Origin of the sequence: Streptomyces sp. NPDC091271, assembly GCF_044757505.1 — a bacterium.
Classification (GTDB): domain Bacteria; phylum Actinomycetota; class Actinomycetes; order Streptomycetales; family Streptomycetaceae; genus Streptomyces.
The window spans coordinates 377,765-401,483 of the sequence record NZ_JBIVVD010000005.1 but is presented as its reverse complement, the minus strand read 5'-3'; the positions used below and the strand labels follow the sequence as shown (position 1 = coordinate 401,483).

Genomic DNA, 23,719 nt, shown 5'->3' with positions numbered 1-23,719 from the left:
GTGCGGGGGGTGTGCAAAAGGATTACTTCACCGTACGCGACCGGACCGACACCGACCAGGGCCGTCACCGCCCGGGCAGCCGTCACCTGCGGAGGCGTCCGGTGAGGACACCGTCCCGAGCGGGCGGGGGAGGCCGCGGCCCCACAGGTTAAGGTCTCATCGACGGCACACAGGAGGCACCCGAGTTGATCTACGGCGCAATGAAGTTCTCCATCGGCGGCTCTCTGAAGCTCGCCTTCAGGCCGTGGGTGGAGGGCCTGGAGAACATCCCCGCACACGGGCCGGCGATCCTCGCGAGCAACCATCTGTCGTTCTCCGACTCCTTCTTCCTGCCGGCGGTCCTCGACCGCAAGGTGACCTTCATCGCCAAGGCGGAGTACTTCACCGCCCCCGGGATGAAGGGGAAGCTCACCGCCGCCTTCTTCAAGGGCGTCGGGCAGCTCCCGGTGGACCGCTCCGGCAGCCGCGGCGCGGGCGAGGCGGCCATCAGGGCGGGCATCCAGGTCATCGAGAGCGGCGGGCTCTTCGGCATCTACCCGGAGGGCACCCGGTCGCCCGACGGCCGGCTCTACCGGGGCAAGCCCGGAGGCCTCGCCCGGGTCACCCTCGCCACCGGTGCGCCCGTCATCCCCGTGGCGATGATCGACACCGAGAAGATCCAGCCCCCCGGCCAGGTGATGCCCAAGCTGATGCGGCCCGGGATCAGGATCGGCAAGCCGCTGGACTTCAGCCGCTACCAGGGCATGGAGGGGGACCGGTTCATCCTGCGCTCGGTGACCGACGAGGTCATGTACGAGATCATGAAGCTCTCCGGCCAGGAGTACGTGGACATCTACGCGACCGCGGCCAAACGGCAGATCGCCGAGGAGGCGAAGAACAAGGGGCCGCAGAGGCCCGGCGGCGCGTAGGAGCACCGCCGGCCGCCCGGAACGGGCAGCATGGCAGGGGCGGGAACCGGGGGAGGGGACGCAAGGACATGGCCGGGCGTGAACGAGTCGTACGGATGTCGGTCGAGCAGCCGCTGTGGCGTGCGCTGACCGCGTACCGCGTGCTGACGCTGATCTACGCGGCGCTCCTCGCCGGCTTCGGCCGTGACAAGTGGGAGCGCCCCTGGGTCGCCGTCGCCTTCCTGGTGTTCCTCGCGCTCTGGACGCTCGTCACCCTTCCCAGGGTGGCCGGCGCGGCGAGCTGCACGAAGCGCTTCCTCGGCCTGGACCTCACGGTCGCCCTGACCGGCATCCTTCTGACCCCGCTGGCCGACTTCGACGCCCAGCACATGGACGGCCCGACACTCCCGTCGATCTGGACCGCGGGCTCGGTACTCGCCTTCGCGCTCAAGGGCGGCTGGCGCTGGGCGGCCTTCGCCTCCACGCTCGTCGCCGCCGCCAACATCGTCGAGCGCGGCGAGCCCAGCGAGGACACCTTCCACAACGTGCTACTGGTCTGGGTCGCCTCCATCGCCATCGGCTACGTCGTCGAGGTGGCCCGGGCCAGTGAGCGCACCCTGGCGCGGGCCCTGGAGATCGAGGCCGCCACCCGGGAGCGGGAGCGGCTCGCCCGCGACATCCACGACAGCGTCCTCCAGGTGCTGGCCATGGTCCAGCGGCGTGGCACGGCCCTGGGTGGCGAGGCCGCGGAGCTCGGCCGGATGGCCGGGGAGCAGGAGGTCGCCCTGCGGACCCTGGTCTCCAGCGGTCTGGTGCCGACGACCCGGGTCTCCGAGGACAGCGCCGAGGGAGCGGTGGTCCGCGCGGTGGAGATCGACGAGGAGGAGAGCGCCGAGGCCGACCTGCGCGCGCTGCTCGCCCCGCACGCCGGATCCCGGGTCACCTTCGCGGAGCCCGGCGCCCCGGTGGTGCTGGCGGCCGAAGCAGCGCGCGAGCTGGCCGCCGCGGTGAGCGCCGCGCTGGACAACGTCCGGGTCCACGCGGGGCCGGACGCCCAGGCCTGGATCCTGGTCGAGGACGAGCCGGACGAGGTGATCGTCACGGTCCGGGACGACGGCCCGGGCATCCCGGAGGGCAGACTCGACCAGGCGGAGGGGGAGGGGCGGCTCGGCGTCGCCCTCTCGATCCGCGGGCGGCTGCGCGACCTGGGCGGCACAGCGGAACTGATCTCGGTCCCGGGCCAGGGCACCGAGGTCGAATTGAAGGTCCCGAAGGTTTCACGGGGGAAGGCAGGAACGGCCCGATGAGTACACCGCAGACACAGGCATCCGAGGAACCGGCCATCAAGGTGATGGTCGTCGACGACCACCCGATGTGGCGCGACGCCGTCGCGCGCGATCTGGCCGAGTCCGGCTTCGACGTGGTCGCGACCGCCGGCGACGGCCCGGGCGCCGTGCGCCGTGCCAGGGCCGCCGTGCCCGACGTCCTGGTGCTCGACCTGAACCTGCCGGGGATGCCCGGCGTCCAGGTCTGCAAGGAACTGGTCGGATCACACCCGGGGCTGCGCGTCCTCGTGCTCTCCGCCAGCGGCGAGCACGCCGACGTCCTGGAGGCCGTGAAGTCGGGCGCCACCGGCTATCTGCTGAAGTCGGCGAGCACCCAGGAGCTGACCGACGCCGTGCGCGCCACCGCGGCCGGCGACCCGGTATTCACCCCGGGCCTCGCCGGACTGGTCCTCGGCGAATACCGCCGGCTCGCCTCCGACCCCGCCCCCGCGGCCCCCGACCAGCCGAAGGTCCCGCAGCTCACCGACCGTGAGACGGAGGTCCTGCGACTGGTCGCCAAGGGGCTCTCGTACAAGCAGATCGCCGAGCGCCTGGTCATCTCCCACCGCACCGTGCAGAACCACGTCCAGAACACCCTGGGCAAGCTCCAGCTGCACAACCGGGTGGAGCTCGTCCGCTACGCCATCGAGGCCGGCCTCGACGACGCCTGACGGACAACCGGTGCGTATCGAGAGTGAATTGACCGTCCGACCCATCCCGAAGTGACCTGGGTCACCATTAGCGTGGCCCGTAGCGAGCTCACTTCGGCGAAGGGATGCTTTCATGCGGGTCGGAGTACTGACCGGGGGCGGCGACTGCCCCGGACTCAACGCGGTCATCCGCGCGATCGTCCGCAAGGGCGTGCAGGAGTACGGCTACGACTTCACCGGGTTCCGCGACGGGTGGCGCGGCCCGCTGGAGGGCGTGACCGTGCCGCTCTCGATACCGGTGGTGCGGGGCATCCTGCCGCGCGGTGGCACCATCCTCGGCTCCTCCCGGACCAATCCGTTCGACGACGAGTACGCCGGCCAGGGGGTCCGCCGCATCAAGGACAGCCTCGCCAAGTACGAGATCGACTCCCTGATCACGATCGGCGGGGAGGACACCCTCGGCGTCGCGGCGAAGCTGTCCGACGACTACGGCGTCCCGTGCGTGGGCGTTCCCAAGACCATCGACAACGACCTCTCCGGCACCGACTACACCTTCGGTTTCGACACCGCCGTCTCCATCGCGACCGAGGCAATCGACCGGCTCCACACCACGGCCGAATCCCATATGCGGGTACTCGTCGTCGAGGTGATGGGGCGCCACGCGGGCTGGATCGCGCTCCACTCCGGTCTGGCCGGCGGGGCCAACGTCATCCTCATCCCGGAGCAGCGCTTCGACACCGACCAGGTCTGCGAATGGGTCACCTCCCGCTTCCGGGCGAGCTATGCGCCGATCGTGGTGGTGGCCGAGGGGGCGGCGCCCGCGCGGGGCGAGATGATCCTCAAGGACGATTCCCACGACTCCTTCGGTCATGTCCGGCTCTCGGGTGTGGGCGAATGGCTGGCCAAGGAGATCGAGCGGCGCACCGGCAAGGAGGCCAGGACCACGGTCCTCGGGCATGTCCAGCGCGGCGGCACACCGAGCGCCTTCGACCGCTGGCTCGCGACCCGCTTCGGGTTGCACGCCATCGACGCGGTCCACGAGGGTGCCACCGGAGTGATGGTCGCTCTCCGGGGGACGGACATCGTGCGGGTGCCGATCGCGGAGGCGACGGCCCGCCTGAAGACCGTCGACCCCGCCCTGTACGCGGAGGCCGGGGTGTTCTTCGGCTGATCCCGCTCCGGCCGGCCCCGCTCCGGCCGAGCGGCGCCCCGGGGGCGCGGGTCGTATATTCGCGAGGACCGGCCCCGCCCCCCTTCTCCGGGAGACGTCGTGGAAATCCTGGCATTCGGCGTGCAGTCCGACGAGAAGCCACTGATCGAGAAGGCCTTCGCCGGCCTGCACGACGTCCGCTGCCTGGACGTCTTCCTCACCGAGGACACCGCCCCGATCGCGGCGGGCTACGAGATCATCTCCACCAGCGTCAACGCCGACCTCGGCAGCCGCGTCCTGCAGTCACTCGCGGCGGGCGGCACGCAGATGATCGCCCAGCGCTCCACCGGCTTCAACAACATCGACCTCGACGTCGCCGAACGGCTCGCCCTGCGCGTCGCCCGCGTCTCGTACTACTCGCCCCACTCGGTCGCCGAATTCGCCTGGACCCTGGCCATGGCCGTCAACCGCCGCATCGTCCGTGCGGTGAGCCGCACCCGGGACTTCGACTTCCGGCTCGACGGGCTCCTCGGCCGGGACATGCACGGCCGCACGGCAGGTGTGGTCGGCACGGGGAAGATCGGTGAGGCGTTCACCCGGATCGCCCACGGCTTCGGCATGGAGCTGCTCGGCTGGGACGTCGCCGAGAATCCCGCCTGCACCGCGCTCGGCATGACGTACGTGGACAAGGAGCGCCTGTTCGCCGAGTCCGACCTGATCAGCCTCCATGTGCCCCTGCTGCCGGCCACGCGGCACATCATCGGCGAGGAGTCCCTGTCCTTGATGAAGGACGACGCGATCCTGGTCAACTCCAGCCGGGGCGGCCTCATCGACACCCGCGCTCTCGTCACCGAGCTGCGGACCGGCCGTTTCACCGGTGTGGGGCTCGATGTCTACGAGGCGGAGGCAGGGCTCTTCTACGTCGACAAATCCATGGAGGGCATCGACGACGACACCCTCGCCCGGCTCGTCACCTTCCCGAACGTCATCGTGACCTCGCACCAGGCGTACTACACGCGCGACGCGGTGGGGCAGATCATCGACGCCACGGTGCGGAACGTCACGGACTACCTGGCGGGCCGCCGCAGCGACAACGTCCTGGTCCCGGTGCTTCCCGCGCCTTAGCCCGCGTGCCCCTTCGCGTGCTTCTCCGCGTGCTCCTTCAGGAACGCGCCCGCGTACGCCGCTGCCTCCTCCTTCGAGCCGCAGAGGGCATCCCCGTCGGCCGTGCCGTCTGTGCCGTCCGCACCCCGCCCTGTCCACCGCCAGCTGCCCGACGAGGACTCCAGGAAGAGCTCGGCCGTGCCCCCGAACAGCTCGACGGTGCCCCGCTCCGCCGCTGCCGCCGGCCGGTCGACCGCGTCGGGCCACTTCTTGCGGGCGCCCTGCCGCGTTATGCCCCAGGCCGCACCCAGCTGTTCGTAACTCGCGCCGTAGGAACCGGCGGTCCGCGCGGCGCGCGCCGTCAGCCGCGAGACCGCCGAGTCCATCACTCTCCAGCCGGCGTTACCGAAGCCCATTACGGCAACTAAAGTTGTCGGACGGTGTGTGCCGGATCCCGGGCCCTTCAGCTGGGCACGGGCAGCGCCGCCAGCAGCCCGGTCACGATCGCCGCGCCGCGCAGCGTCAGCACCGACTCGGGGTGGAACTGCACCGAGGCGAAGCCCCGGCCCCGCAGCGCGTGCAGCTCGCCGGAGGCCGTGTCCCGGCTCGCCTCGATGCCGTGGGCGCTCAGCTCCGTGGCCGCCGCGTCGTCGCAGAGCGCGGTGAAGCTGTTGTAGAAGCCGACCGTCTCGGGCCTGCCGAACAGATCGATCCGGGTCTGCGCCCCCTGGTACGGCACAACCTTCCGTGCGATCTCCAGGCCCAGCTCCGCCGCGATCAGCTCATGGCCGAGGCAGACGCCGAGCAGCCCGTGGCGGTGCTCCCGCACCAGCTCGGCGGCCAGCCCCCGCAGCAGCCGCATCTTCGGGTCGGCCGCGTCCCCCGGATCGCCGGGGCCTGGCCCCAGTACCACCGGCCCCTCGTGCGCCCGCAGGGCGTCGCGGAGCCCGGGCTCGTCGTACCGGCGCACCGAGACCGTGAGGCCCGCCGAGCGCAGCAGATGGGCCAGCATCGCCGTGAAGGTGTCCTCGCCGTCCACCACCAGCGCATGGCCGGCCAGGTCCTGCGTGCGCTCCTGCATCCGCAGCCAGAAGGGGGCCAGCCCGCCGCGCCGGTCGTCCAGGGCCGCCTGCACCCGCGGATCGGACGCCAGCCGCGGACGGTCCGCCTCCGCCGGTGGCCGCCCCGGCCGGACGCCCAGCGCCGCGAGCACACCCGCCGCCTTCGCGTGGGTCTCGGCGACCTCCGCCGCAGGGTCGGAGTGGCGTACGAGCGTGGCCCCGACCGGCACCCGCAGCCGGCCGGACGCCGAGATGTCGGCGGTGCGGATCAGGATCGGCGAGTCCAGCGTCTGTGCCCCGCCGGGCTCCCGGCTCACCAGCGCGAGGGCGCCCGCGTAGTAGCCGCGGCCCCCAGGCTCGTACCGCTCGATCACCCGGCAGGCGTTCTGCACGGGGGAGCCGGTGACCGTGGCCGCGAACATGGTCTCCCTCAGGACCTCGCGCACATCCAGTGAGGAACGCCCGCGCAACTCGTACTCCGTGTGCGCGAGATGGGCCATCTCCTTGAGCCGGGGCCCGACCACCACGCCGCCCATGTCGCCGACGGTGCACATCATCTTGAGCTCCTCGTCGACCACCATGGAGAGCTCCTCGGTCTCCTTCCGGTCGCCGAGGAAGGCCAGCAGGCTCTCCGCGGTCGGCCCCTCGGCCGGGTAGCGGTAGGTCCCGCTGATCGGGTTCATCACGACGGTCCCGCCGGACATCCGCACATGGACCTCCGGGCTGGCGCCGACCAGCGTCCGGTCCTCCGTGTGGACGACGAACGTCCAGTAGGCCCCGCGCTCACCCGACAGCAGCCGCCGGAACAGCGCCAGCGCGTCGGCCCGGCCGAAACCGGGGATCTCGCCGCCGAAGGTCCGCCGGATCACGAAATTCGCGCCCTCGCCCTGCCCGATCTCGTCCTCGACGACCCGCCGGACGATCTCGGCGTACTCCTCGTCGGAGACGTCGAAGGCGCCGTCCTCGACCCGCACGTCATGGCCGGGCAGCTGCGCGAGCACCTCGGCCAGCGGCAGCTCGTACGCCTTCCCGGCGACCAGCACGGAGAGCGGGGTGCCGTCGTCGCGTACGTCGAAACCGCGCTCGGCGATCTGCCGGAAGGGCACCAGGGCCAGCGAGGGCAGATCGCCCACCGGGATGTCGGCGAGCCGGTCCACCTCCCGCACCTCACCGGTCAGGACCTCGACGACGTCGTGGTCCCTGCCGGGCGTGCGCCTGCGCAGCAGGGCGAAGGGCGGGGAGTCGTCACGGAGCAGCATGGACAGCAGGTCGACGGCACGGCCGGGCGTGGGCCGGGACATGGGCTCGGGCATGGGCGTTCCTTCCTGATGAGGAACGGCCCCCGGCTCCGGAACGCAGAGAAGGCCGCCCCTCGGGCGGCCTTCGCGAAGTCTGTACGCGCGATGAATCAGCGGGCCGCCGGATGAGCGGTCCACCACCAGTTCTGGGTTGTCTGCGCGAACATGCCACGTACCTTAGCGGACACGGTGGACAAACGAGCGCGCGTCTCATTTGTTGAGCGGGCGGACGGGGCGCGCTCGCCGACCCCGTAATGTTGTCAAGGTGACCGTGAACGCCAATACCTCCGTCGCCGGTGGCCACACCTGGCGAGACCTTCCCGCGGCGCAGCAGCCCGAGTACCCCGATGCCGAGGCTCTGCGCGACGTACTCGCGGACCTCGAGTCGTATCCTCCGCTCGTCTTCGCAGGCGAGTGCGACCAGCTGCGCGCCCGCCTGGGAGCCGTCGCCAAGGGCGAGGCGTTCCTGCTGCAGGGCGGCGACTGCGCCGAGGCCTTCGACGGCGTGTCCGCCGAGCACATCCGGGCCAAGCTGAAGACGCTGCTCCAGATGAGCGCCGTCCTGACGTACGCGGCCTCCGTGCCGGTCGTCAAGATCGGCCGGATCGCCGGGCAGTACTCCAAGCCGCGCTCCAAGCCGACCGAGACCCGCGACGGCGTGACGCTGCCGACCTACCGCGGCGACTCCGTCAACGGCTTCGAGTTCACCGAGGCCGCCCGTATCCCTGACCCCCAGCGGCTGAAGCAGATGTACCACGCGTCCGCTTCCACGCTGAACCTCGTGCGCGCCTTCACCACCGGTGGTTACGCCGACCTGCGCCAGGTGCACGCCTGGAACCAGGACTTCGTGAAGTCCTCGCCGTCCGGGCAGCGTTACGAGGCCCTGGCCCGCGAGATCGACAACGCGCTGAACTTCATGAAGGCGTGCGGCACGGACCCGGCCGAATTCAAGGCGGTGGAGTTCTACGCCTCGCACGAGGCGCTGCTCCTGGACTACGAGTCGTCGCTGACCCGCACCGACTCGCGCACCGGTCAGCTGTACGACACCTCGGGCCACATGGTCTGGATCGGTGAGCGCACCCGGCAGATGGACGGCGCGCACATCGAGTTCGCCTCGAAGGTCCGCAACCCCATCGGCATCAAGCTCGGCCCGACGACCACCGTCGACGAGGCGCTCGGCTACATCGACCGCCTCGACCCCGAGCGCGAGCCCGGCCGACTTACCTTCATCGTCCGCATGGGCGCCGACAAGGTCCGCGACAAGCTCCCCGAGCTGGTCGAGAAGGTCACCGCGTCCGGCGCCAAGGTGGTGTGGGTGACCGACCCGATGCACGGGAACACCTTCGAGGCCGCGTCCGGCCACAAGACGCGCCGTTTCGACGACGTCCTCGACGAGGTCAAGGGCTTCTTCGAGGTGCACAAGGAGCTCGGGACGCACCCCGGCGGCATCCACGTCGAGCTCACGGGCGACGACGTCACCGAATGCGTCGGCGGCGGCCATGAGATCTTCGTGGACGATCTGCACCAGCGCTACGAGACGGCCTGCGACCCGCGCCTCAACCGCAGCCAGTCCCTCGACCTGGCCTTCCTGGTCGCCGAGATGTACCGCGACCAGTAGGGATCACCCCTGGTGACGCACGTGGGGCACGGATCGATGTGATCCGTGCCCCACAGGCGTACCGGGGCTTTTGTGTGCGGGAGCTCGCGGGTAAGGTTAGGTTAGCCTCACCGGGAATTCGGGACGGCGCAGCGATCGACCCGTCGGGAGGTGAAGCGCATGTACGTCTGCTCCTGCTTCGGCATCACGGAGGACCAGGTCAAGCGGCATGCGGACGGCGGAGCGTGCACGCCTCGCCAGATCGCTTCCGCCTGCAAGGCCGGTACCGACTGCGGTGGCTGCGTCCGCAGGATCCAGGCGCTGCTGGGCCGTGGCGAGTGCCCGAGCCGTGAGCTCATCGAGGGACGTACGGCGCCGACGGGCGCCCCGGCCGGTGCGCCCGTCGCTGTCGGCACCACGCCGGCCGTCAGGCTTTCCGACGCCGCCTGAGAATTCCTCGCGGACCGCGCGGAACAGTGTCGGAGCCGCGGATCAGCTGTCCGGCTGCTCGATCAGCTGGGCGATGTAGAGCGGTTCACCGAGCTTCTCGACCAGCTCCAGCTGGGTGTCCAGATAATCGATATGGTGCTCCTCGTCCTCGAGGATGGACTCGAAGATGTTCGCCGAAGTGATGTCGCCCTTGCCGCGCATCACCTCGATGCCCCGCCTGAGGCGGTCGATCGCCTCCACCTCGACCTGACGGTCGGCCTGGAACATCTCGGTGACCGTCTGGCCGACCCGCACATGGAAGAGCCGCTGATAGTTGGGCAGGCCGTCCAGGAACAGGATCCGGTCGGTGAGGATCTCCGCGTGCTTCATCTCGTCGAACGATTCGGCCCTGGTGTACTTGGCGAGCTTCGTCCAGCCGAAGTTGTCCTGCATCTTCGCGTGCAGGAAGTACTGATTGATGGCAGTCAATTCGGCGGTCAGCTGTTCGTTCAGGAACTCGAGGACCTCGGGGTCGCCCTGCATCGCAGAGGCTCCTTCCAACCGGTGAACTGGGCACGTTTGCGCGCATCCTCGCATCGCACCATGCAGCCGTCCAGTAAGTGCACGCTTAGTATGAGTTGCCCGAATCGACTCTCCCCTGGTCATGACCACCCCTGCCTGTCTGTCACCATGGAGGCATGGGTCAGCCGGAAAGCCGGGAACGCGGCGCAGCAGAGCAGTCCGGGCTTCCACCGGGGCAACGGCTGCAGCGCGGCTGGCCGGTCACCCATTACGGGCCCGTCCCCAAGTTCAAACCGGACCGCTGGGAGTTCAGGGTCTTCGGGGCCACGGCCGACGGTGACAAGCACTGCTGGAATCACCAGGAATTCACGGCACTTCCCTTCTCCTCCGTCGTCGCGGACCTCCACTGCGTGACGAAATTCAGCATGCTCGGCGCCGAATGGGGCGGAATCCTGGCCCGTGAGGTGGTGGAACTGGCACCTCCGGCTCCCCACGTCACCCATGTGATGGTCTGGGCCGAATACGGTTTCAGCTCGAACCTCCGGATCGCCGACTTCGCGTCCGACCGGACGCTGTTCGCCACCCATAAGGACGGCGAACTGCTCACCGCCGAACACGGATTCCCGCTGCGCCTCGTCGTGCCGCATCTGTATGCCTGGAAGGGGCCCAAATGGGTCCGGGGCATCGAATACATGTCGGCCGACCGCCGTGGGTTCTGGGAGGAGCGCGGGTACCACAACATCGGCGACCCGTGGAGCGAGCAGCGCTACTCCTACCAGGAGGAGCCCGGGGACGGCCCCGAGCTCTGACGGTCCCGCCGCGCAGTCAGTGGTGGTAGCCGTGCACCACGGCATGCCCCTTGCCGCGGCCGATCATCCACTTGTTGACCGGCGTCGTGACGACGAAGGCCGCTGCCAGCGCGAAGGCCAGGACCGTCCAGAACGTTCCGTCCGAGAGGCCGGCGTCCATGGCCCCCGGCCAGAGTGCGATCACCCCGTTGTCGATGAGCTCCATCACCGCGATGGACACGGTGTCGGCGGCCAGCGCGACCCGGACGGCCGTGCGGAAGTCCAGACCGGCGCCCACGACCGAGCGCAGGGTCAGCGCGTAACCGAAGAAGAACGCCAGGACGATCGCGAGCACCAGGGTCTGTACGTTGCCCCAGCCGAGCGCCGTACCGATCACCATGCCCAGGACCTCGCCGATCGCGCAGCCGGTGAGGCAGTGCAGGGTCGCGCGTGCGGCGACGGCCCAGGCCGAGGCGCCGCTCTCTTCGTCTTGATGTCCCTGATGCGTGGTGCGGGTGTGCGCGTGGTGTGCCTCGTGACGCATGAGATGCCCCCAAAGTCGGGTCACGGTCCCTACGCCCATGGAACCTCATACCCCTGGGGGGTATTCCCTCTAAGCTCGGCGGGAGCCCCGCAGCTCCTTCAGTCGCGCCACATCCGCCGCATGGCCTTCCTTACCGCCGGGCGTCTCGATGACCAGCGGCACGCCCTCGGTCGCCGGGTGCGAGAACAGCTCGCGGAACGGCTCGGCGCCGATATGGCCCGCACCGATGTTCTCGTGCCGGTCCTTGTGGGCGCCCACCACGTCCTTGGAGTCATTGGCGTGGATCAGCTTCAGCCGGCCCTCACCGACCGTGTCCACCAGCAGATCCAGGGTCTGCCGCATGCCCGCGGGACCGGTCAGATCGTGGCCCGCCGCGTAGATGTGGCACGTGTCCAGGCAGATCCCCAGCTTGGGGTGGGAATCCAGCGCCTCGAAGTACGGGCCGAAGTCCCAGGTCCGCGAGCAGAGCGAGGAGCCCTGCCCCGCGGTCGACTCCAGCAGCAGGAACGGGTCGTCGTCCTGGGTCAGCTCGTCCAGCAGCGGAAGCATGTGCGTACGCACCTGGGCGAGCGCCACCTCGCGCGCGCGTCCGCCGGTCGCCGAGCCCGTGTGCACCACCACGCCCAGAGCACCGATCTCTCTCGCCCGCCGCAGCGAGTGGCGCAGCGAGACGACCGACCGCTCGACCGTGGCCTCGGTGTGCGAGCCGAAGTTGATCAGGTACGGGGCATGGACGTACGCGGGGATCCGCCCTGCGGCGCACTCCGAGCGGAACAGCTCGTCCTGTGCCGGGTTCCCCGGCGGTGTCGCCCAGCCGCGCGGATTGGCGACGAAGACCTGCACGGTCTCCGCCGCCAGCTCCCGCGCGTAGCCGAGGCCGACCTTGGCGAGTCCGCCGGCCACGGGGACGTGACCGCCGATGGGGTTGCGCATGTGCTGCCAGTCCTCGTGGGTCTACAGGGCCTTGGTCCTGATGGTGATCGTGGAGCCTTCCGCGGCCTTCTCGCCGCCCTCGACCGACTGGCTGCCGACCGTGTCGCTGAAGGAGAGGAACGGGCGGTCGACCTTGACCTCGAACCCCGCCTCCTCCAGTGTGCTCCGGGCCTCGTCGACGTCCTTCCCCGTGACATCGGGGACCTGGAGCATGCGTGGGCCCTTGGAGACCGTCAGCTCCACCGTGTCGCCCTCGGTGGCCTCCGCGCCGCTGCCGGGCGACTGCCGGGCGACCTCGCCCGCGGCCTCGCGTGAGTTGACCCGGTCGCTCAGCACCTTCGCCTTGAGGCCCGCCTCGTCCAGAGCGGCAGTGGCGTCCTCGACGGAGAGGCCGGACACGTCGGGCACGTCGACCGGGCTGCCCTTGCTGACGACCAGGGCGACCGCCGAGTCGGGATGGCGCTCGGTGCCGGGCCGCGGATCCGTACGGATGACCTTGCCCCGGTCGATCTCCTCGCTGAACTCCCGGGTCACCATCCCGGGTGCGAGTCCCGACTTCTTCAGCTCCCGCCGGGCCTCGGCGAGGGCGAGCGCCTCGACGTCGGGGACCTTCACGATCTCCGGACCGCGCGAGATCACCAGCTTCACCGCGTCGTTGCCCCGGATGCGGTCACCGGAGCCCGGATCGCTGCTGATCACCGTGGAGCGCTCCACCGTGTCGCTGTAGGCGTATTCGACGCCCTTCAGATCGAGCCCCTCGTCCGCGAGCCGCTTCTCGGCGGCGCTCCGGGTCTGGCCCAGGAGGGACGGGACCCGGGTGAACTGCCCCGAGTTGATGTACCAGACGCCCACACCGGCCCCCAGCACCAGGAGGACGGCGACGAGCACGGCTAGCGTCCCGCGCCGGCCGCGGCCGGTGAAGGGCCCGCGTCGCCCGCGCCCGGGCTCCCGGGGCGAGGACGGGGGCATCTCCAGCCGGCTGGTGTGGTGCGCGGTGCCCTGGCCGGCCGGGATCACCCTGGGGATCACGCTCGTACGGTCCTCGGCGCCGTCGTGCTCCTCCGTGATGGCCTGCGGAGGCATCGCGTCGAGCTGCTCCTCGGTCAGAGCCGCCCGTATCTCACGGGACCGGGCGAGCAGGGCGACCGCGTCGGACGGACGGACGTCGGGGTCGCGCGCCGTCGCTGCGGCCACCAGCTCGTCCAGTCCGTCGGCCAGGCCCGGAACGGCTCCGGACGGCGCCGGGACGTCCTCGTTCAGATGCTGGTAGATGACCTGGGCGGCGGTGTCACCGCCATGGGGCTTGCCGCCGGTCAGCATCTCGTAGAGCACCACACCGCAGGCGTACACATCGGACCGGGTGTCGGCCGTGCCCTGCTCGATCTGCTCCGGAGCGAGGTACGAGACCGTGCCCAGGAGCGAGCCGGTGGTGTCCGTGGCGGTTCCCACAGCGCGTACGAGACCGAAGTCGGCGACCTTGACCCTGCCGTCGTCCCCGATCAGGACGTTCTCCGGCTTCATGTCGCGGTGGACGAAGCCCGCCCGGTGCGCGGCGCCGAGGGCGGCCAGCACCGGCTCGAGGATGTCCAGCGCCGCCCGGGGCTGCAGCGCCCCGCGCTCACGCAGGACGTCGCGCAGGGTGCACCCGGCGACGTACTCCATCGCCAGGTACACATACGCGCCCTGGGCGCCCTGGTCGAAGACCGCCACCACATTGGGGTGGGCGAGCCGGGCGACGGACTTGGCCTCGCGGATGAAGCGCTCGACGAACGCCGCGTCGGTCGCCAGCGCCGGGTGCATCACCTTGAGGGCGAGCACCCGGTCGAGCCGGGTGTCCACGGCCCGGTAGACCGTGGCCATACCGCCGACGGCGATGCGCGCATCGATGCGATAGCGGCCGTCGAGCAGCTGCCCGACGAGGGGGTCCTGGAGGGTCGTGTCCACGGGGCGAGTCTACGAGCTGTCACGGACACCACGGATGGGCCGGGCCTCCCGGGGGCCGTTCCGGTGCCGAGCCGTGACAGGGGCATGCGCGTGCTGTGACGGGGAGATCCCCGCCGGTGCACGGTCTCAGAAGGCCGGGCGTTCCGGATCCAGCACCGCGCGGCCCTCCGTGGGCGAGGACGCCTCCGCGAAATGGCGGCGCGGGATGCGCCCCGCCCGGTACGCCAGGCGTCCGCCGTCCACCGCGTGCCGCATCGCCGCCGCCATCAGCTCGGGCTCCTGCGCCCGGGTCACCGCCGAGGCGAGCATCACAGCGGCACAGCCCAGCTCCATCGCCAGCGCCGCGTCCGAGGCAGTCCCGGCGCCGGCGTCCAGGATCACCGGGACCGCGGCCTGCTCGACGATCAGCTGGAAGTTGTGGGGGTTGCGGATGCCGAGCCCGGACCCGATGGGGGAGCCGAGCGGCATGATCGCCGCGCACCCCACGTCCTGGAGCTTGCGGGCCAGAACCGGGTCGTCATTGGTGTACGGCAGGACTGTGAAGCCGTCGTCGACCAGGATCTCGGCGGCGTCCAGCAGCTCGATCGGGTCGGGCAGCAGGGTCCGCTCGTCGGCCACGACCTCCAGCTTGATCCAGTCGGTGCCCAGCGCCTCCCTGGCCAGCCTCGCAGTCAGCACGGCCTCGCCCGCGGTGAAACAGCCCGCGGTGTTCGGCAGGACCTGGATGGAGAGGCGTTCCAGGACGGAGAACACCGAGCCCTGCACGGTCGGGTCGAGCCGGCGCATCGCCACGGTGGTCAGCTCGGTGCCCGAAGCGATCAGGGAGCGTTCCAGTACGTCGAGGCTGGGCGCCCCGCCCGTCCCCATGATCAGCCGGGACGAGAACGCGGTGGCACCGAGCGTGAAGAGATCGTCGGACATGGTCAGCCTCCCTGGACCGCGGTGAGGACCTCGACACGGTCGCCGTCGGCGAGCGTGGTGGCGGACCACTGACCGCGCGGGACGACCGCCTCGTTCACCGCGGCGGCGACCCCGGAGGGCGCCGTGGTCAGCGCCGCGACCAGAGTGTCCAGTGCGGTGCCCGCGGGCACGGTGCGGCTCTCCCCGTTGACGGACACGGAAACGGACTCGGAAACGGAAACGGAAACGGACTCGGAAAGGGGCGCGGAACCGGCCTCGGGCTCGGAACCCGGGACGGCGGCGGGCACGGGCTGTGTCATACGGGCTGCTCCTGCGGCGCGGGGGCGGTTTCTTCGGGGGCGGAGGCCGGTGGGCTCTCCGGGGGGACGGCGGCGAAGCGGCGCGGCGCGAAGGGGCGGCCCACCTCGGGCAGCTCGCCGGTGGTCAGCACATGGGCCATCACATCGCCGGTGACAGGGGTCAGCAGCACCCCGTTGCGGTGGTGTCCGGTGGCGAGATGCAGGCCGGGCAGTGCCGTGGGTCCCAGCAGCGGCGCGTTGTCCGGCGAGGCGGGCCGCAGACCGGCCCGGGTCTCGGTCAGCGGCAGCTCCGTGATGCCGGGCATCAGCTCATGGGCGTCCCGCAGCAGCTCGTACACCCCGCCCGCGGTGACCGTGGTGTCCCAGCCCATCTCCTCCGTCGTCGCGCCGACCACCAGCTCACCGTTGGCACGCGGGACCAGATACACCTGGCTGCCGCGCACCACCGCCCGCACCGTCCGGCTGAGGAAGGGGGCGTAGGCGGGAGGCACGGTCAGCCGCAGCACCTGGCCCTTGACCGGGCGCACCGGCGGCAGGACCGCCTCGGGAACGCCCTGGAACCGGCCGCTGAGGCTGCCGCCGGCGAGCACCACCTGGCCGGCCGCGAGCTCGGTGCCGTCCGCCAGGACCGCTCCCGTCGCGCGGCCGCCCAGGACGGAGAGCCGCTGGACCCAGGCACGGCGGAAGACCACCCCCGCCCGCTCGCACGCGGTGACCAGGGCCGAGGCCAGCCGCCGGGGATCCACCTGGTGGTCGCCGTCGACGCGCAGCCCGCCGCGCACACCGGGGGCGAGCATCGGCTCCAGACGGCGGCACTCGCGGCCGCTGAGCCACTCGGACTCCAGCCCGGAACGCTGCTGCAGAGCGTGCAGCTCCCGCAGATGCGCCCGGTCGTCCGAGTCCAGCGCGACGGACAGGGTGCCGCAGGCGCGGAAGCCGGTCTCCTGCCCGCTCGCCTCCTCCAGCTCGGCCACGAACGCCGGATAGCGTGCGGCGGACGCCACGTTGAGGCCGAGCAGCGTCTGCTCGCCGTAGTGGAGTTCGGTGACGGCGGCGAGCATCCCGGCCGCGACCTGGGCGGCGCCGCCGCCCGGCGCGGGATCGGCCACCGTGGTGCGCAGGCCCTGCTGGGCCGACCGCCAGGCGGTCACCAGCCCGATGATGCCGCCTCCGACGACCAGGACGTCGGAACTGTCTGCGGAGATACGCATGGGCGTCCAGCCCCTCCCTTCGCCGGCATGACCCGGATCAGGTTCGTACGGTCGGAGGCCGGCCAGCCTCCCTCTCAGCCCGGTACGCCCGGACTCCCGCGAGTGCCTTACGGTGGCCAGCCTAGACCCCGCCCCTCGCAGCCGGTAAGGGACCGGCACCGGTGGCCCGTTCACCCGGCGGTCCGTCCTCCCGCGGTCGCCGGCCAGGTCCCAAGAGCCCGGCGTGATCCGGACGGGAGGCCCTAGGGTGGACAGGTGAGCGAGCGGACACAGGACCCGGCAGCGGGGCAGCGGGGCAGCGGAGTCGTGATCGTGGGTGCCGGCATGGCCGGAGTGCAGACGGCCGTGGCCCTGCGCGAACAGGGCTTCACCGGCCCCGTCACCCTGATCGGCGCCGAACCCCACCAGCCCTACGACAGGCCGCCCCTGTCCAAGGCGGTCCTGCTCGGCAAGGCGGAGGACTCCGCCTTCGACGTCGACTTCGAGGCCCTGGACATCACCTTGCGCCTGGGGCTCGACGTGGCCGGACTGCGTGCAGGGGCGCACGAGCTGGACACCCCGGAGGGGCCCGTCGCCTACGACGTGCTGGTTCTCGCCACCGGAGCGGAACCCGTCGGACTGCCCGGTTCCGAGGGCGTGCCCGGCGTCCATCTGCTGCGCACCCTCGACGACGCGGCACGGCTGCGGCCCGTCCTGGAGCGGCAGCACGACGTGGTCGTCGTCGGAGCGGGCTGGATCGGCGCCGAGTTCGCCACGGCGGCCCGCGCGGCCGGGTGCGCGGTCACCGTCGTGGAGGCCGCAGGCCGCCCCCTCGCGGGCACGATGCCCGCCGAGGTCGCCGAGCCCATGGCCGCCTGGTATGCCGAGAGCGGAGCCGAACTCCTCACCGGCGCCCGGGTCGCCGGCGTCGAACAGGGTGCCGTCCACCTCGCGGACGGACGGGTGATCCCCGCCGGGGCGGTGGTCGTCGGCATCGGCGCGAGGCCCGCCACCGCGTGGCTCGCGGGCTCGGGCATCGCGCTCGGCCCCGACGGCTCGGTCACCGCGGACAGCTCGCTCCGCACCTCGCTGCCCGATGTCTACGCCGTGGGCGACTGCGCCTCCTTCCCGTCCGCCCGCTACGGGGAGCGGCTGCTGGTCCACCACTGGGACAACGCGCTCCAGGGGCCGCGGACGGTCGCCGCCGCCCTCGCGGACGGTGCGGTCAGGACGTACGACCCGGTGCCCTACTTCTGGTCCGAGCAGTTCGGCCGCTTCGTGCAGTACGCAGGCCATCACGCGGGTGCCGACACGCTGCTGTGGCGCGGCGACCCCGGTGACCCGTCCTGGACGGTCTGCTGGCTGCGGCAGGGGGTCCTGGTCGCCGTTCTGGCCGTCAGCAGGCCCCGCGACCTGGCGCAGGGGCGCAGGCTCGTCGAAGCGGGGGCGCGGATCGACCCGGCGCGGGCCGCCGACTCCTCCGTACCGCTGAAATCGACGGTGCTCCAGGGGTAGGCGCGGCCTCGTACGCCCGGCCCGGGTACCGACTGTCGGTCCGGGATGGCACGCTTGTCCCTGTGACCGAGATTGACGCAAAGATCGATGCTCTCGTCCCCGCCTGGCTCCACCTTCCCGACATCGCGGAAATGCTCGATGTCGAGGTGACGCGTGTACGGCAGCTGGTCAAGGAAGGCCAGCTGATCGCCGTACGACGTGGTGAGAACCGGGCGCTCCAGGTGCCTGCCGCCTTCATCGACGGCGACAAGGTGGTCAAGGGTCTCGCAGGGACCCTGACGCTCCTGAGGGACGACGGCTACAACGACGAAGAGATGCTGGACTGGCTCTTCACCCCCGACCCGACCCTGCCCGGCACCCCCGCGCAGGCCCTGAGCGAGAATCGCGGTACGGAGGTGAAGCGCCGGGCCCAGGCGCTCGCCGTCTGACCGGAGGACCGTGAGCGGGGTGCGGGCCGTGGCACATCGCGGCCCGCACCCCGCCGTAACCGGTCCTGACGGCACGGCGATCCATCGACGTACGGTGAGTTGTCGCCGCACCAGTGATCCGAACGACGTACCGACGGGGGAAATCTTCATGTCCACGCCTCGCGACCAGCTTTCCGGCGCCCGGCTCTATCTGTGCACGGACGCCCGCAAGCGGCAGGGGGACCTCCCCGAGTTCCTCGACGCCGTGCTGGCCGGCGGCGTGGACATCGTGCAGTTGCGGGACAAGGGCATGGAGGCGGCCGAGGAGCTCGAACACCTCGCGGTGTTCGCCGACGCCTGCAAGCGCCACGGAGCGCTCCTCGCGGTGAACGACCGGGCCGATGTCGCCCATGCCATCGGCTCCGACGTGCTGCACCTCGGGCAGGGCGATCTGCCGGTGCCGGCCGCCCGCGCCGTCATCGGCGACGACGTGGTGATCGGCCGTTCCACCCACGCCGAGGCCGAGGTCGACGCCGCCGTCGCCGAGGCCGGCGTCGACTACTTCTGCACGGGCCCCTGCTGGCCCACCCCGACCAAGCCCGGCCGGCACGCCCCGGGCCTCGGCCTGGTGCGCTACGCCGCCTCGCTCGGCACGACGCGGCCGTGGTTCGCCATCGGCGGGATCGACGCGGGCAATCTCGACGAGGTGCTGGACGCCGGGGCCCGTCGCGTCGTCGTCGTGCGGGCGATCACCGAGGCGGCGGACCCGGCCGAGGCGGCGGCATCGCTCGCGCGACGCATCCGGGCACGCGCCGTCTGAACCGGGCGGCCTCGCACCCGGTCGGAGCGGCTGTCCGAAGGGTGGACAAAACCCACCTCATTCCGGGCAATTCCCTCGCTCTGGTTGGGGGACCGCCGGGCCCTGGTTAACCTCCCAGTATGGCCCTTGGTACACCTTCCACCCGGACAGATCACGCGCGCACCGTGCGTGAGCTGCTCGCGACCGGCGAGACGTCGTTCTCGTTCGAGTTCTGGGCGCCCAAGACAGAGAAGGGCGAACGGAACCTCTGGAACGCCCTGCGCCGGGTCGAGGCGGTGGGACCGAGCTTTGTCTCCGTGACGTACGGGGCCGGCGGTTCGACCCGCTCCGGGACGGTCCGGGCGACCCAGCAGATCGCCGCGGACTCCACGCTCACGCCCGTCGCACACCTCACCGCCGTCGACCACTCCGTGGCCGAGCTGCGCAACATGGTCGGGCAGTACGCCGACGCCGGTATCCGCAACATCCTCGCGGTGCGCGGAGATCCGCCCGGCGACCCGATGGGTGAGTGGGTCGAGCACCCGCAGGGCGTGCGGTACGCGGCGGATCTCGTCCGGCTGATCAAGGAAGCCGGTGATTTCTGCGTCGGCGTCGCGGCCTTTCCCGAGATGCACCCGCGATCCGCCGACTGGGACACCGACATCGGTCATTTCGTGGACAAGTGCCGCGCCGGTGCCGACTACGCGATCACCCAGATGTTCTTCCATCCGGAGAGCTATCTGCAGATGCGTGACCGCGTGGTCGCCGCGGGTTGCGACACCCCGGTCATTCCCGAGGTGATGCCGCTCACCAGCGTCAAACAGCTGGAGAGATTCGCGCAGCTCAGCAACGCGTCCCTGCCTTCCTCGCTGAAAGAGCGCATCCTCGCCGCGAAGGACGACCCGGCGGCTGTACGCTCCATTGGCATCGAGTTCGCCACGGAGTTCTGCGCGAAACTGCTCTCCGAGGGTGTCCCGGGGCTGCACTTCATCACGCTCAACAACTCGACGGCGACACTCGAGATCTACGAGAATCTCGGACTGCACAAGCAGTCCTGACCGGCCGTACCCGCCACCAACCGGGGCGGTGGCCGTAGGAGGGGGCGGGCGTGGGCTGGACGGTCCTCTACATCGCATTCGGCATCGTGGCGTTGTGGCTGCTGGGCGAGGTGCTCCTGCAGTACAAGGCACGCCTGCGCTGGCGGCTGCTCGCCTTCGCCGGCTTCCTCGGTGTGGTCCTCGGTGTCCTGATCCCCTCCGTGCCGGTGATCGCCCTCGGGGCGATCGCCTTCGCGACGGGCCAGACGTATGTGACGCTCTCCTTCAGGCGCGGCTTCTCGACGGGATGGGCCATCGGCGGCAGCCCGGGTGAGAGCCGCCGCCGGCGCCGGGCGGGCGGCGCGGGAAGCCGGAAGCCCACGCTCGAGGTCTCCGGCCTGGAGTACGAGGGGGACGACCAGCAGACAGGGGCGGTCCCCGCCGCGGTCTACGCACCGGAGCCGCTGCCGGACGACACCGGGCAGTACGGCATCTACACCGACCCCGCCCCAGCGGGCCGCGACGGCCAGGACCAGCACGGCGGACCGCAGCCCCAGCACGCCGGCTACGACCCGTACAACGGCTACGGCCGGCCTGCCGACCAGGACCTCTACGGCGGTCAGGGCGGCTACGGGAGCCAGGACACCCACCAGGACCAGGGCACCTACGCGGGCCAGTACGACTACGGGACGGACCAGGCGGGCTACGCCGCCTACTCCGACCCCTACATCGGCACGGGCACCACCACGGGCACCGGGCAGTACGCGGCGTACGACAGCGGCTACGACCCCTCCTACGGCGCCGGGCAGCAGCCCGCGGACCCGTACACCGGGCAGTACACCGACACCCCGCCGGGCGGCGTCTGGGTCCCGCAGCAGCGCGAGAGCGACCAGTACCCCCCGCTGCCGCCGGAAGCACCCGTCCAGCCCGCTCCGTACGGCAACGGATACGACACCGGCCAGAACGAGCAGTACCGCTACTGACCCGCGGACCGGCCGCCCGCACGCGGCGGCCGGCCCCGGTGGGCCCGGGGGCTCACTGCGAGCCGCGGAAGCCGTCACCCTCCACGAGCAGGCCGGCCACCAGGGCACCCGACATCCCGGCGTGGGCCGGCCCGCCGCCCGGATGCGACCAGCCGCCCGCCAGATACAGGCCCGGCAGCGGGGTGCGGTTCCCGGAGTGCAGATAGGCGCCGCCCGCCCCGGCCAGGGCCGGAGCCGGCACCGAGCCGCCCTCGGCTCCCGTGTCGGCGGCCGTCTCGGCCGGCGTGCGCACCTCGGTGTGGAGTATCCGCTCGCGGAGGTCCGGAACGGCCTCGGCGGCCCGGCCGATCACCGCGTCCGCGAACCGCCCGCGCAGCGCGGGGTCCGTCCAGTCGACCGGACCGTGCGGCGCCACCGTCACCATCAGGGTCACCGCCTCGTGCTCCTCGTCGGGGCGGGTGGCCGGGTCGTCCGGGCGCAGCACCGTCACCGTGGGCCGCTCCGCCGTCCGGCCGCCGAACACCGCCTCCTGCTCCCCGCCCGGGTCCGCGGCGTGCACCACGGTCCGGTGCACGGCGCCGGCCTCCCGGGCACCGCGCAGCGACAGCAGGACGACGAAGCGCCCCGGCACCGCACCCCCGTGCTCCCTGGCGGGCCACCCCTCCCCGACCGGCAGGAGCCCGGGCGCCGGCTGGGCGCCGAGGACCACATGATCGGCCTCCACGCCGGTGCCGTCCGCCAGCTCGATCCCTGCCGCCCGCCCGTCCTTCTCGGACACGCGGACCACCTCGGCGCCGAAGACGAACTCGACCCTGCGGGCCAGACACCGCTCGTACACCGCGTCCGCCAGCGCGCGCATGCCCCCGGCGACGTACCAGGTGCCGAACGTCTCCTCCATGTACGGCAGGAGGGCCGCGGCGGCCGGGGCGCGCCGGGGGTCGAGCCCGTACGACAGGGCGTAACCGTCGAGCAGGGCCGCCAGGCGGGGGTCCGCCAGCTCCCGGGCGCCCACCTCCGCCACCGTCCCCGCCTCCCGGGCGGCGCGCAGCAGCCTGCGCCGGCGCACCGCGGGGTAGGGGTCGCGGCCCAGTGGTCGCGGGTCCTCGGGCAGCGGCTCCTCCAGCAGCGGCCTGCGCGACCGGTCCCAGGCGGTCCCGGCCCGGCCGAGGAAGTCCCCCCAACGGGTCCCGGCCCCCTCACCGAGTGCACGGTCCAGCGCGCCGACCACCCCCGCCCGTGAGGCGTTGGGCAGGGACACCGCCGTGCCGTCCGCGAAGAGATGGCGGCTCGCCGGGTCGACCTGGGTGAGCGTGACGCACTGCTCCAGGCTCTCCTTGCCCGTCTTCACGAACAGGTCGCGGTAGACCGCGGGGAGATGCAGCAGTCCGGGGCCGGTGTCGAAGACGAAACCGTCACGCGTGTACCGGCCGAGCGAGCCGCCGTAGGTCTCCGACCGCTCGTACACCGTCACCCGGTGGCCTGCCACGGAGAGCCGGGCAGCCGCCGCCATCGCGCCGGTCCCGGCGCCGATCACCGCAATTCGTGCCATGTCAGTGACCCTAAGGGGTGCCACCGACAGCTCATTCGTGAGGCCAGTGCCTGCCCGCTCCGGCCAGACGTCTCTCCTCGCCGCGCTGGGCCCTGCGGCGAAGGAACCGGCGGATCCGGGAGGCGAGGAAGACGAGCGTCAGCAGGCCGAGCAGGAGCAGGACGCCGGCGACGACGGCCGCCGCCACCGGGTTGAAGACCGCGAAGGTGATGACCCCGGCGACGCCGAGATCCTCCGCGAGGCTGACGCCGACATTGCTGAACGGTTCGGGCGAGGTGTTGACCGCCATCCTGGTGCCGGCCTTCACCAGGTGGCTCATCAGCGCGGTGGAGCCACCCACGGCTCCCGCCGCGAGCTCCGGCAGCGACCCGCTCTCGCCGGCCAGCAGCGCCGCGACGACCGCACCCGCCACGGGCCGGATCACCGTGTGCGCCGTGTCCCAGGCCGAGTCCACGTACGGGATCTTGTCGGCCACCGCCTCGCACAGGAACAGCACACCGGCGGTCACGAGCACATCGGTGCGCTGCAGGGACTCGGGCACCTCGTCCGTGAGACCGGTCGCGCCGAAGATGCCGAAGAGGAGGACCACCGCGTAGGCGTTGATCCCGCTCGCCCAGCCGCTCGTGAACACCAGGGGGAGTACGGACACGGACGCGATCGTAACCAGTCGGGGGGAGGCCAGGGTGGGCCTTGCCGCACAGGCCTGAGTATCTCTACCTAGTGCGGTAGATGAGTAGGGATGCGGATGGGCTCCCACCTGCGCGGACGGAAGAGTGGAGACCACGGA

The 23,719-nt window shown here is 71.4% G+C and carries 25 protein-coding genes and 1 riboswitch; of the genes, 13 read left to right on the top strand and 12 right to left on the bottom strand.

The genetic code is table 11. The annotated features are described in order from the left end of the window. Positions 1-185: 185 nt before the first annotated feature. From ACIQM3_RS22960 to ACIQM3_RS22940, 5 genes are all read left to right on the top strand, one after another. Positions 186-908, top strand: a complete 723-nt coding sequence (locus ACIQM3_RS22960) for a lysophospholipid acyltransferase family protein (RefSeq protein ID WP_401627082.1) — start codon at positions 186-188, stop codon at positions 906-908. A gap of 68 nt (positions 909-976) precedes the next feature. Beyond that, on the top strand, positions 977-2,194 hold the full coding sequence (macS, locus tag ACIQM3_RS22955) for a MacS family sensor histidine kinase (protein ID WP_401627080.1): 1,218 nt from the start codon (positions 977-979) through the stop codon (positions 2,192-2,194). After that, a complete protein-coding gene (locus tag ACIQM3_RS22950; protein WP_401627078.1) occupies positions 2,191-2,883 on the top strand; it encodes a response regulator in 693 nt (230 codons plus the stop codon). Before macS ends, ACIQM3_RS22950 begins: the two co-directional genes overlap by 4 nt. A 112-nt stretch (positions 2,884-2,995) precedes the next feature. Continuing rightward, positions 2,996-4,033 (top strand): 6-phosphofructokinase, encoded by a 1,038-nt coding sequence (locus ACIQM3_RS22945; protein WP_401627076.1) that lies wholly within the window; start codon positions 2,996-2,998, stop codon positions 4,031-4,033. 99 nt (positions 4,034-4,132) lie between these two features. After that, positions 4,133-5,137: a 2-hydroxyacid dehydrogenase gene (locus tag ACIQM3_RS22940; protein ID WP_401627074.1), complete on the top strand. Its 1,005-nt coding sequence runs from the start codon at positions 4,133-4,135 to the stop codon at positions 5,135-5,137. On the opposite strand, the gene ACIQM3_RS22935 is transcribed toward ACIQM3_RS22940, so the two are convergent. The 3 genes from ACIQM3_RS22935 to ACIQM3_RS22925 form a co-directional block, all read right to left on the bottom strand. Beyond that, positions 5,134-5,532: a hypothetical protein gene (locus tag ACIQM3_RS22935; protein ID WP_401627072.1), complete on the bottom strand. Its 399-nt coding sequence runs from the start codon at positions 5,530-5,532 to the stop codon at positions 5,134-5,136. The genes ACIQM3_RS22940 and ACIQM3_RS22935 overlap by 4 nt on opposite strands. Before the next feature lie 47 nt (positions 5,533-5,579). Further along, positions 5,580-7,490, bottom strand: a complete 1,911-nt coding sequence (locus tag ACIQM3_RS22930; protein WP_401627070.1) for an anthranilate synthase family protein — start codon at positions 7,488-7,490, stop codon at positions 5,580-5,582. A gap of 95 nt (positions 7,491-7,585) precedes the next feature. After that, on the bottom strand, positions 7,586-7,642 hold the full coding sequence (locus ACIQM3_RS22925; protein WP_124277238.1) for a trp operon leader peptide: 57 nt from the start codon (positions 7,640-7,642) through the stop codon (positions 7,586-7,588). Positions 7,643-7,746: 104 nt separating this feature from the next. Between ACIQM3_RS22925 and ACIQM3_RS22920 the strand changes: the two genes are divergently transcribed. Then, positions 7,747-9,093 (top strand): class II 3-deoxy-7-phosphoheptulonate synthase, encoded by a 1,347-nt coding sequence (locus ACIQM3_RS22920; RefSeq protein WP_401627068.1) that lies wholly within the window; start codon positions 7,747-7,749, stop codon positions 9,091-9,093. Positions 9,094-9,252: 159 nt separating this feature from the next. Then, on the top strand, positions 9,253-9,522 hold the full coding sequence (locus ACIQM3_RS22915) for a bacterioferritin-associated ferredoxin (RefSeq protein ID WP_401627066.1): 270 nt from the start codon (positions 9,253-9,255) through the stop codon (positions 9,520-9,522). 42 nt (positions 9,523-9,564) lie between these two features. Here the strand turns inward: ACIQM3_RS22915 and bfr are convergent, their stop codons facing one another. Beyond that, entirely contained in the window at positions 9,565-10,044 is a 480-nt protein-coding gene (gene bfr, locus ACIQM3_RS22910) for a bacterioferritin (RefSeq protein ID WP_356707303.1), read from the bottom strand. A gap of 155 nt (positions 10,045-10,199) precedes the next feature. Between bfr and ACIQM3_RS22905 the strand changes: the two genes are divergently transcribed. Next, positions 10,200-10,832 (top strand): sulfite oxidase-like oxidoreductase, encoded by a 633-nt coding sequence (locus ACIQM3_RS22905; protein ID WP_401627064.1) that lies wholly within the window; start codon positions 10,200-10,202, stop codon positions 10,830-10,832. A 16-nt stretch (positions 10,833-10,848) separates the two neighbouring features. On the opposite strand, the gene ACIQM3_RS22900 is transcribed toward ACIQM3_RS22905, so the two are convergent. The 6 genes from ACIQM3_RS22900 to thiO all read right to left on the bottom strand — a co-directional run bounded on the left by ACIQM3_RS22900 (position 10,849) and on the right by thiO (position 16,663). Continuing rightward, complete coding sequence (locus ACIQM3_RS22900; RefSeq protein ID WP_401627063.1) at positions 10,849-11,355, bottom strand: DUF4396 domain-containing protein; 507 nt, start codon at positions 11,353-11,355, stop codon at positions 10,849-10,851. A gap of 69 nt (positions 11,356-11,424) precedes the next feature. Continuing rightward, on the bottom strand, positions 11,425-12,288 hold the full coding sequence (locus ACIQM3_RS22895; RefSeq protein ID WP_401627061.1) for a deoxyribonuclease IV: 864 nt from the start codon (positions 12,286-12,288) through the stop codon (positions 11,425-11,427). A gap of 21 nt (positions 12,289-12,309) precedes the next feature. Next, entirely contained in the window at positions 12,310-14,232 is a 1,923-nt protein-coding gene (pknB, locus tag ACIQM3_RS22890) for a Stk1 family PASTA domain-containing Ser/Thr kinase (RefSeq protein WP_401627059.1), read from the bottom strand. Between the two features lie 126 nt (positions 14,233-14,358). Beyond that, on the bottom strand, positions 14,359-15,153 hold the full coding sequence (locus ACIQM3_RS22885) for a thiazole synthase (protein WP_401627057.1): 795 nt from the start codon (positions 15,151-15,153) through the stop codon (positions 14,359-14,361). Between the two features lie 2 nt (positions 15,154-15,155). Beyond that, the gene (thiS, locus tag ACIQM3_RS22880; RefSeq protein ID WP_401627441.1) at positions 15,156-15,350 is read right to left on the bottom strand and encodes a sulfur carrier protein ThiS; all 195 of its coding nucleotides are present in this window, start codon (positions 15,348-15,350) and stop codon (positions 15,156-15,158) included. A 98-nt stretch (positions 15,351-15,448) separates the two neighbouring features. Continuing rightward, entirely contained in the window at positions 15,449-16,663 is a 1,215-nt protein-coding gene (gene thiO, locus ACIQM3_RS22875; RefSeq protein WP_401627055.1) for a glycine oxidase ThiO, read from the bottom strand. Then, positions 16,661-16,773: riboswitch (TPP riboswitch) on the bottom strand. (Overlaps the previous gene by 3 nt.) Positions 16,774-16,918: 145 nt before the next feature. Between thiO and ACIQM3_RS22870 the strand changes: the two genes are divergently transcribed. From ACIQM3_RS22870 to ACIQM3_RS22850, 5 genes are all read left to right on the top strand, one after another. Then, positions 16,919-18,157: an NAD(P)/FAD-dependent oxidoreductase gene (locus ACIQM3_RS22870; protein ID WP_401627054.1), complete on the top strand. Its 1,239-nt coding sequence runs from the start codon at positions 16,919-16,921 to the stop codon at positions 18,155-18,157. A 62-nt stretch (positions 18,158-18,219) separates the two neighbouring features. Next, positions 18,220-18,585, top strand: a complete 366-nt coding sequence (locus tag ACIQM3_RS22865) for an Rv2175c family DNA-binding protein (RefSeq protein WP_103513527.1) — start codon at positions 18,220-18,222, stop codon at positions 18,583-18,585. Between the two features lie 148 nt (positions 18,586-18,733). Beyond that, a complete protein-coding gene (gene thiE, locus ACIQM3_RS22860; protein WP_401627053.1) occupies positions 18,734-19,384 on the top strand; it encodes a thiamine phosphate synthase in 651 nt (216 codons plus the stop codon). Between the two features lie 119 nt (positions 19,385-19,503). After that, positions 19,504-20,421, top strand: a complete 918-nt coding sequence (gene metF / locus ACIQM3_RS22855; RefSeq protein ID WP_401627052.1) for a methylenetetrahydrofolate reductase [NAD(P)H] — start codon at positions 19,504-19,506, stop codon at positions 20,419-20,421. A gap of 50 nt (positions 20,422-20,471) precedes the next feature. Next, positions 20,472-21,383 (top strand): hypothetical protein, encoded by a 912-nt coding sequence (locus ACIQM3_RS22850; protein ID WP_401627051.1) that lies wholly within the window; start codon positions 20,472-20,474, stop codon positions 21,381-21,383. Between the two features lie 52 nt (positions 21,384-21,435). Here the strand turns inward: ACIQM3_RS22850 and ACIQM3_RS22845 are convergent, their stop codons facing one another. Both ACIQM3_RS22845 and ACIQM3_RS22840 read right to left on the bottom strand, forming a co-directional pair. Then, on the bottom strand, positions 21,436-22,932 hold the full coding sequence (locus ACIQM3_RS22845; RefSeq protein WP_401627050.1) for a phytoene desaturase family protein: 1,497 nt from the start codon (positions 22,930-22,932) through the stop codon (positions 21,436-21,438). Positions 22,933-22,963: 31 nt separating this feature from the next. Continuing rightward, positions 22,964-23,581 (bottom strand): DUF4126 domain-containing protein, encoded by a 618-nt coding sequence (locus ACIQM3_RS22840; RefSeq protein ID WP_401627049.1) that lies wholly within the window; start codon positions 23,579-23,581, stop codon positions 22,964-22,966. Between the last annotated feature and the right edge of the window lie 138 nt (positions 23,582-23,719).

Excerpts from the sequence above, each read along its gene's own strand:
- macS (WP_401627080.1), top strand. The coding sequence starts at position 977 with ATGGCCGGGCGTGAACGAGTCGTACGGATGTCGGTCGAGCAGCCGCTG.
- ACIQM3_RS22950 (WP_401627078.1), top strand. The coding sequence starts at position 2,191 with ATGAGTACACCGCAGACACAGGCATCCGAGGAACCGGCCATCAAGGTG.
- ACIQM3_RS22945 (WP_401627076.1), top strand. The coding sequence starts at position 2,996 with ATGCGGGTCGGAGTACTGACCGGGGGCGGCGACTGCCCCGGACTCAAC.
- ACIQM3_RS22935 (WP_401627072.1), bottom strand. The coding sequence starts at position 5,532 with ATGGGCTTCGGTAACGCCGGCTGGAGAGTGATGGACTCGGCGGTCTCG.
- ACIQM3_RS22930 (WP_401627070.1), bottom strand. The coding sequence starts at position 7,490 with ATGCCCGAGCCCATGTCCCGGCCCACGCCCGGCCGTGCCGTCGACCTG.
- ACIQM3_RS22915 (WP_401627066.1), top strand. The coding sequence starts at position 9,253 with ATGTACGTCTGCTCCTGCTTCGGCATCACGGAGGACCAGGTCAAGCGG.
- bfr (WP_356707303.1), bottom strand. The coding sequence starts at position 10,044 with ATGCAGGGCGACCCCGAGGTCCTCGAGTTCCTGAACGAACAGCTGACC.
- ACIQM3_RS22905 (WP_401627064.1), top strand. The coding sequence starts at position 10,200 with ATGGGTCAGCCGGAAAGCCGGGAACGCGGCGCAGCAGAGCAGTCCGGG.
- ACIQM3_RS22900 (WP_401627063.1), bottom strand. The coding sequence starts at position 11,355 with ATGCGTCACGAGGCACACCACGCGCACACCCGCACCACGCATCAGGGA.
- ACIQM3_RS22895 (WP_401627061.1), bottom strand. The coding sequence starts at position 12,288 with ATGCGCAACCCCATCGGCGGTCACGTCCCCGTGGCCGGCGGACTCGCC.
- ACIQM3_RS22885 (WP_401627057.1), bottom strand. The coding sequence starts at position 15,153 with ATGTCCGACGATCTCTTCACGCTCGGTGCCACCGCGTTCTCGTCCCGG.
- thiO (WP_401627055.1), bottom strand. The coding sequence starts at position 16,663 with ATGCGTATCTCCGCAGACAGTTCCGACGTCCTGGTCGTCGGAGGCGGC.
- thiE (WP_401627053.1), top strand. The coding sequence starts at position 18,734 with ATGTCCACGCCTCGCGACCAGCTTTCCGGCGCCCGGCTCTATCTGTGC.
- metF (WP_401627052.1), top strand. The coding sequence starts at position 19,504 with ATGGCCCTTGGTACACCTTCCACCCGGACAGATCACGCGCGCACCGTG.
- ACIQM3_RS22845 (WP_401627050.1), bottom strand. The coding sequence starts at position 22,932 with ATGGCACGAATTGCGGTGATCGGCGCCGGGACCGGCGCGATGGCGGCG.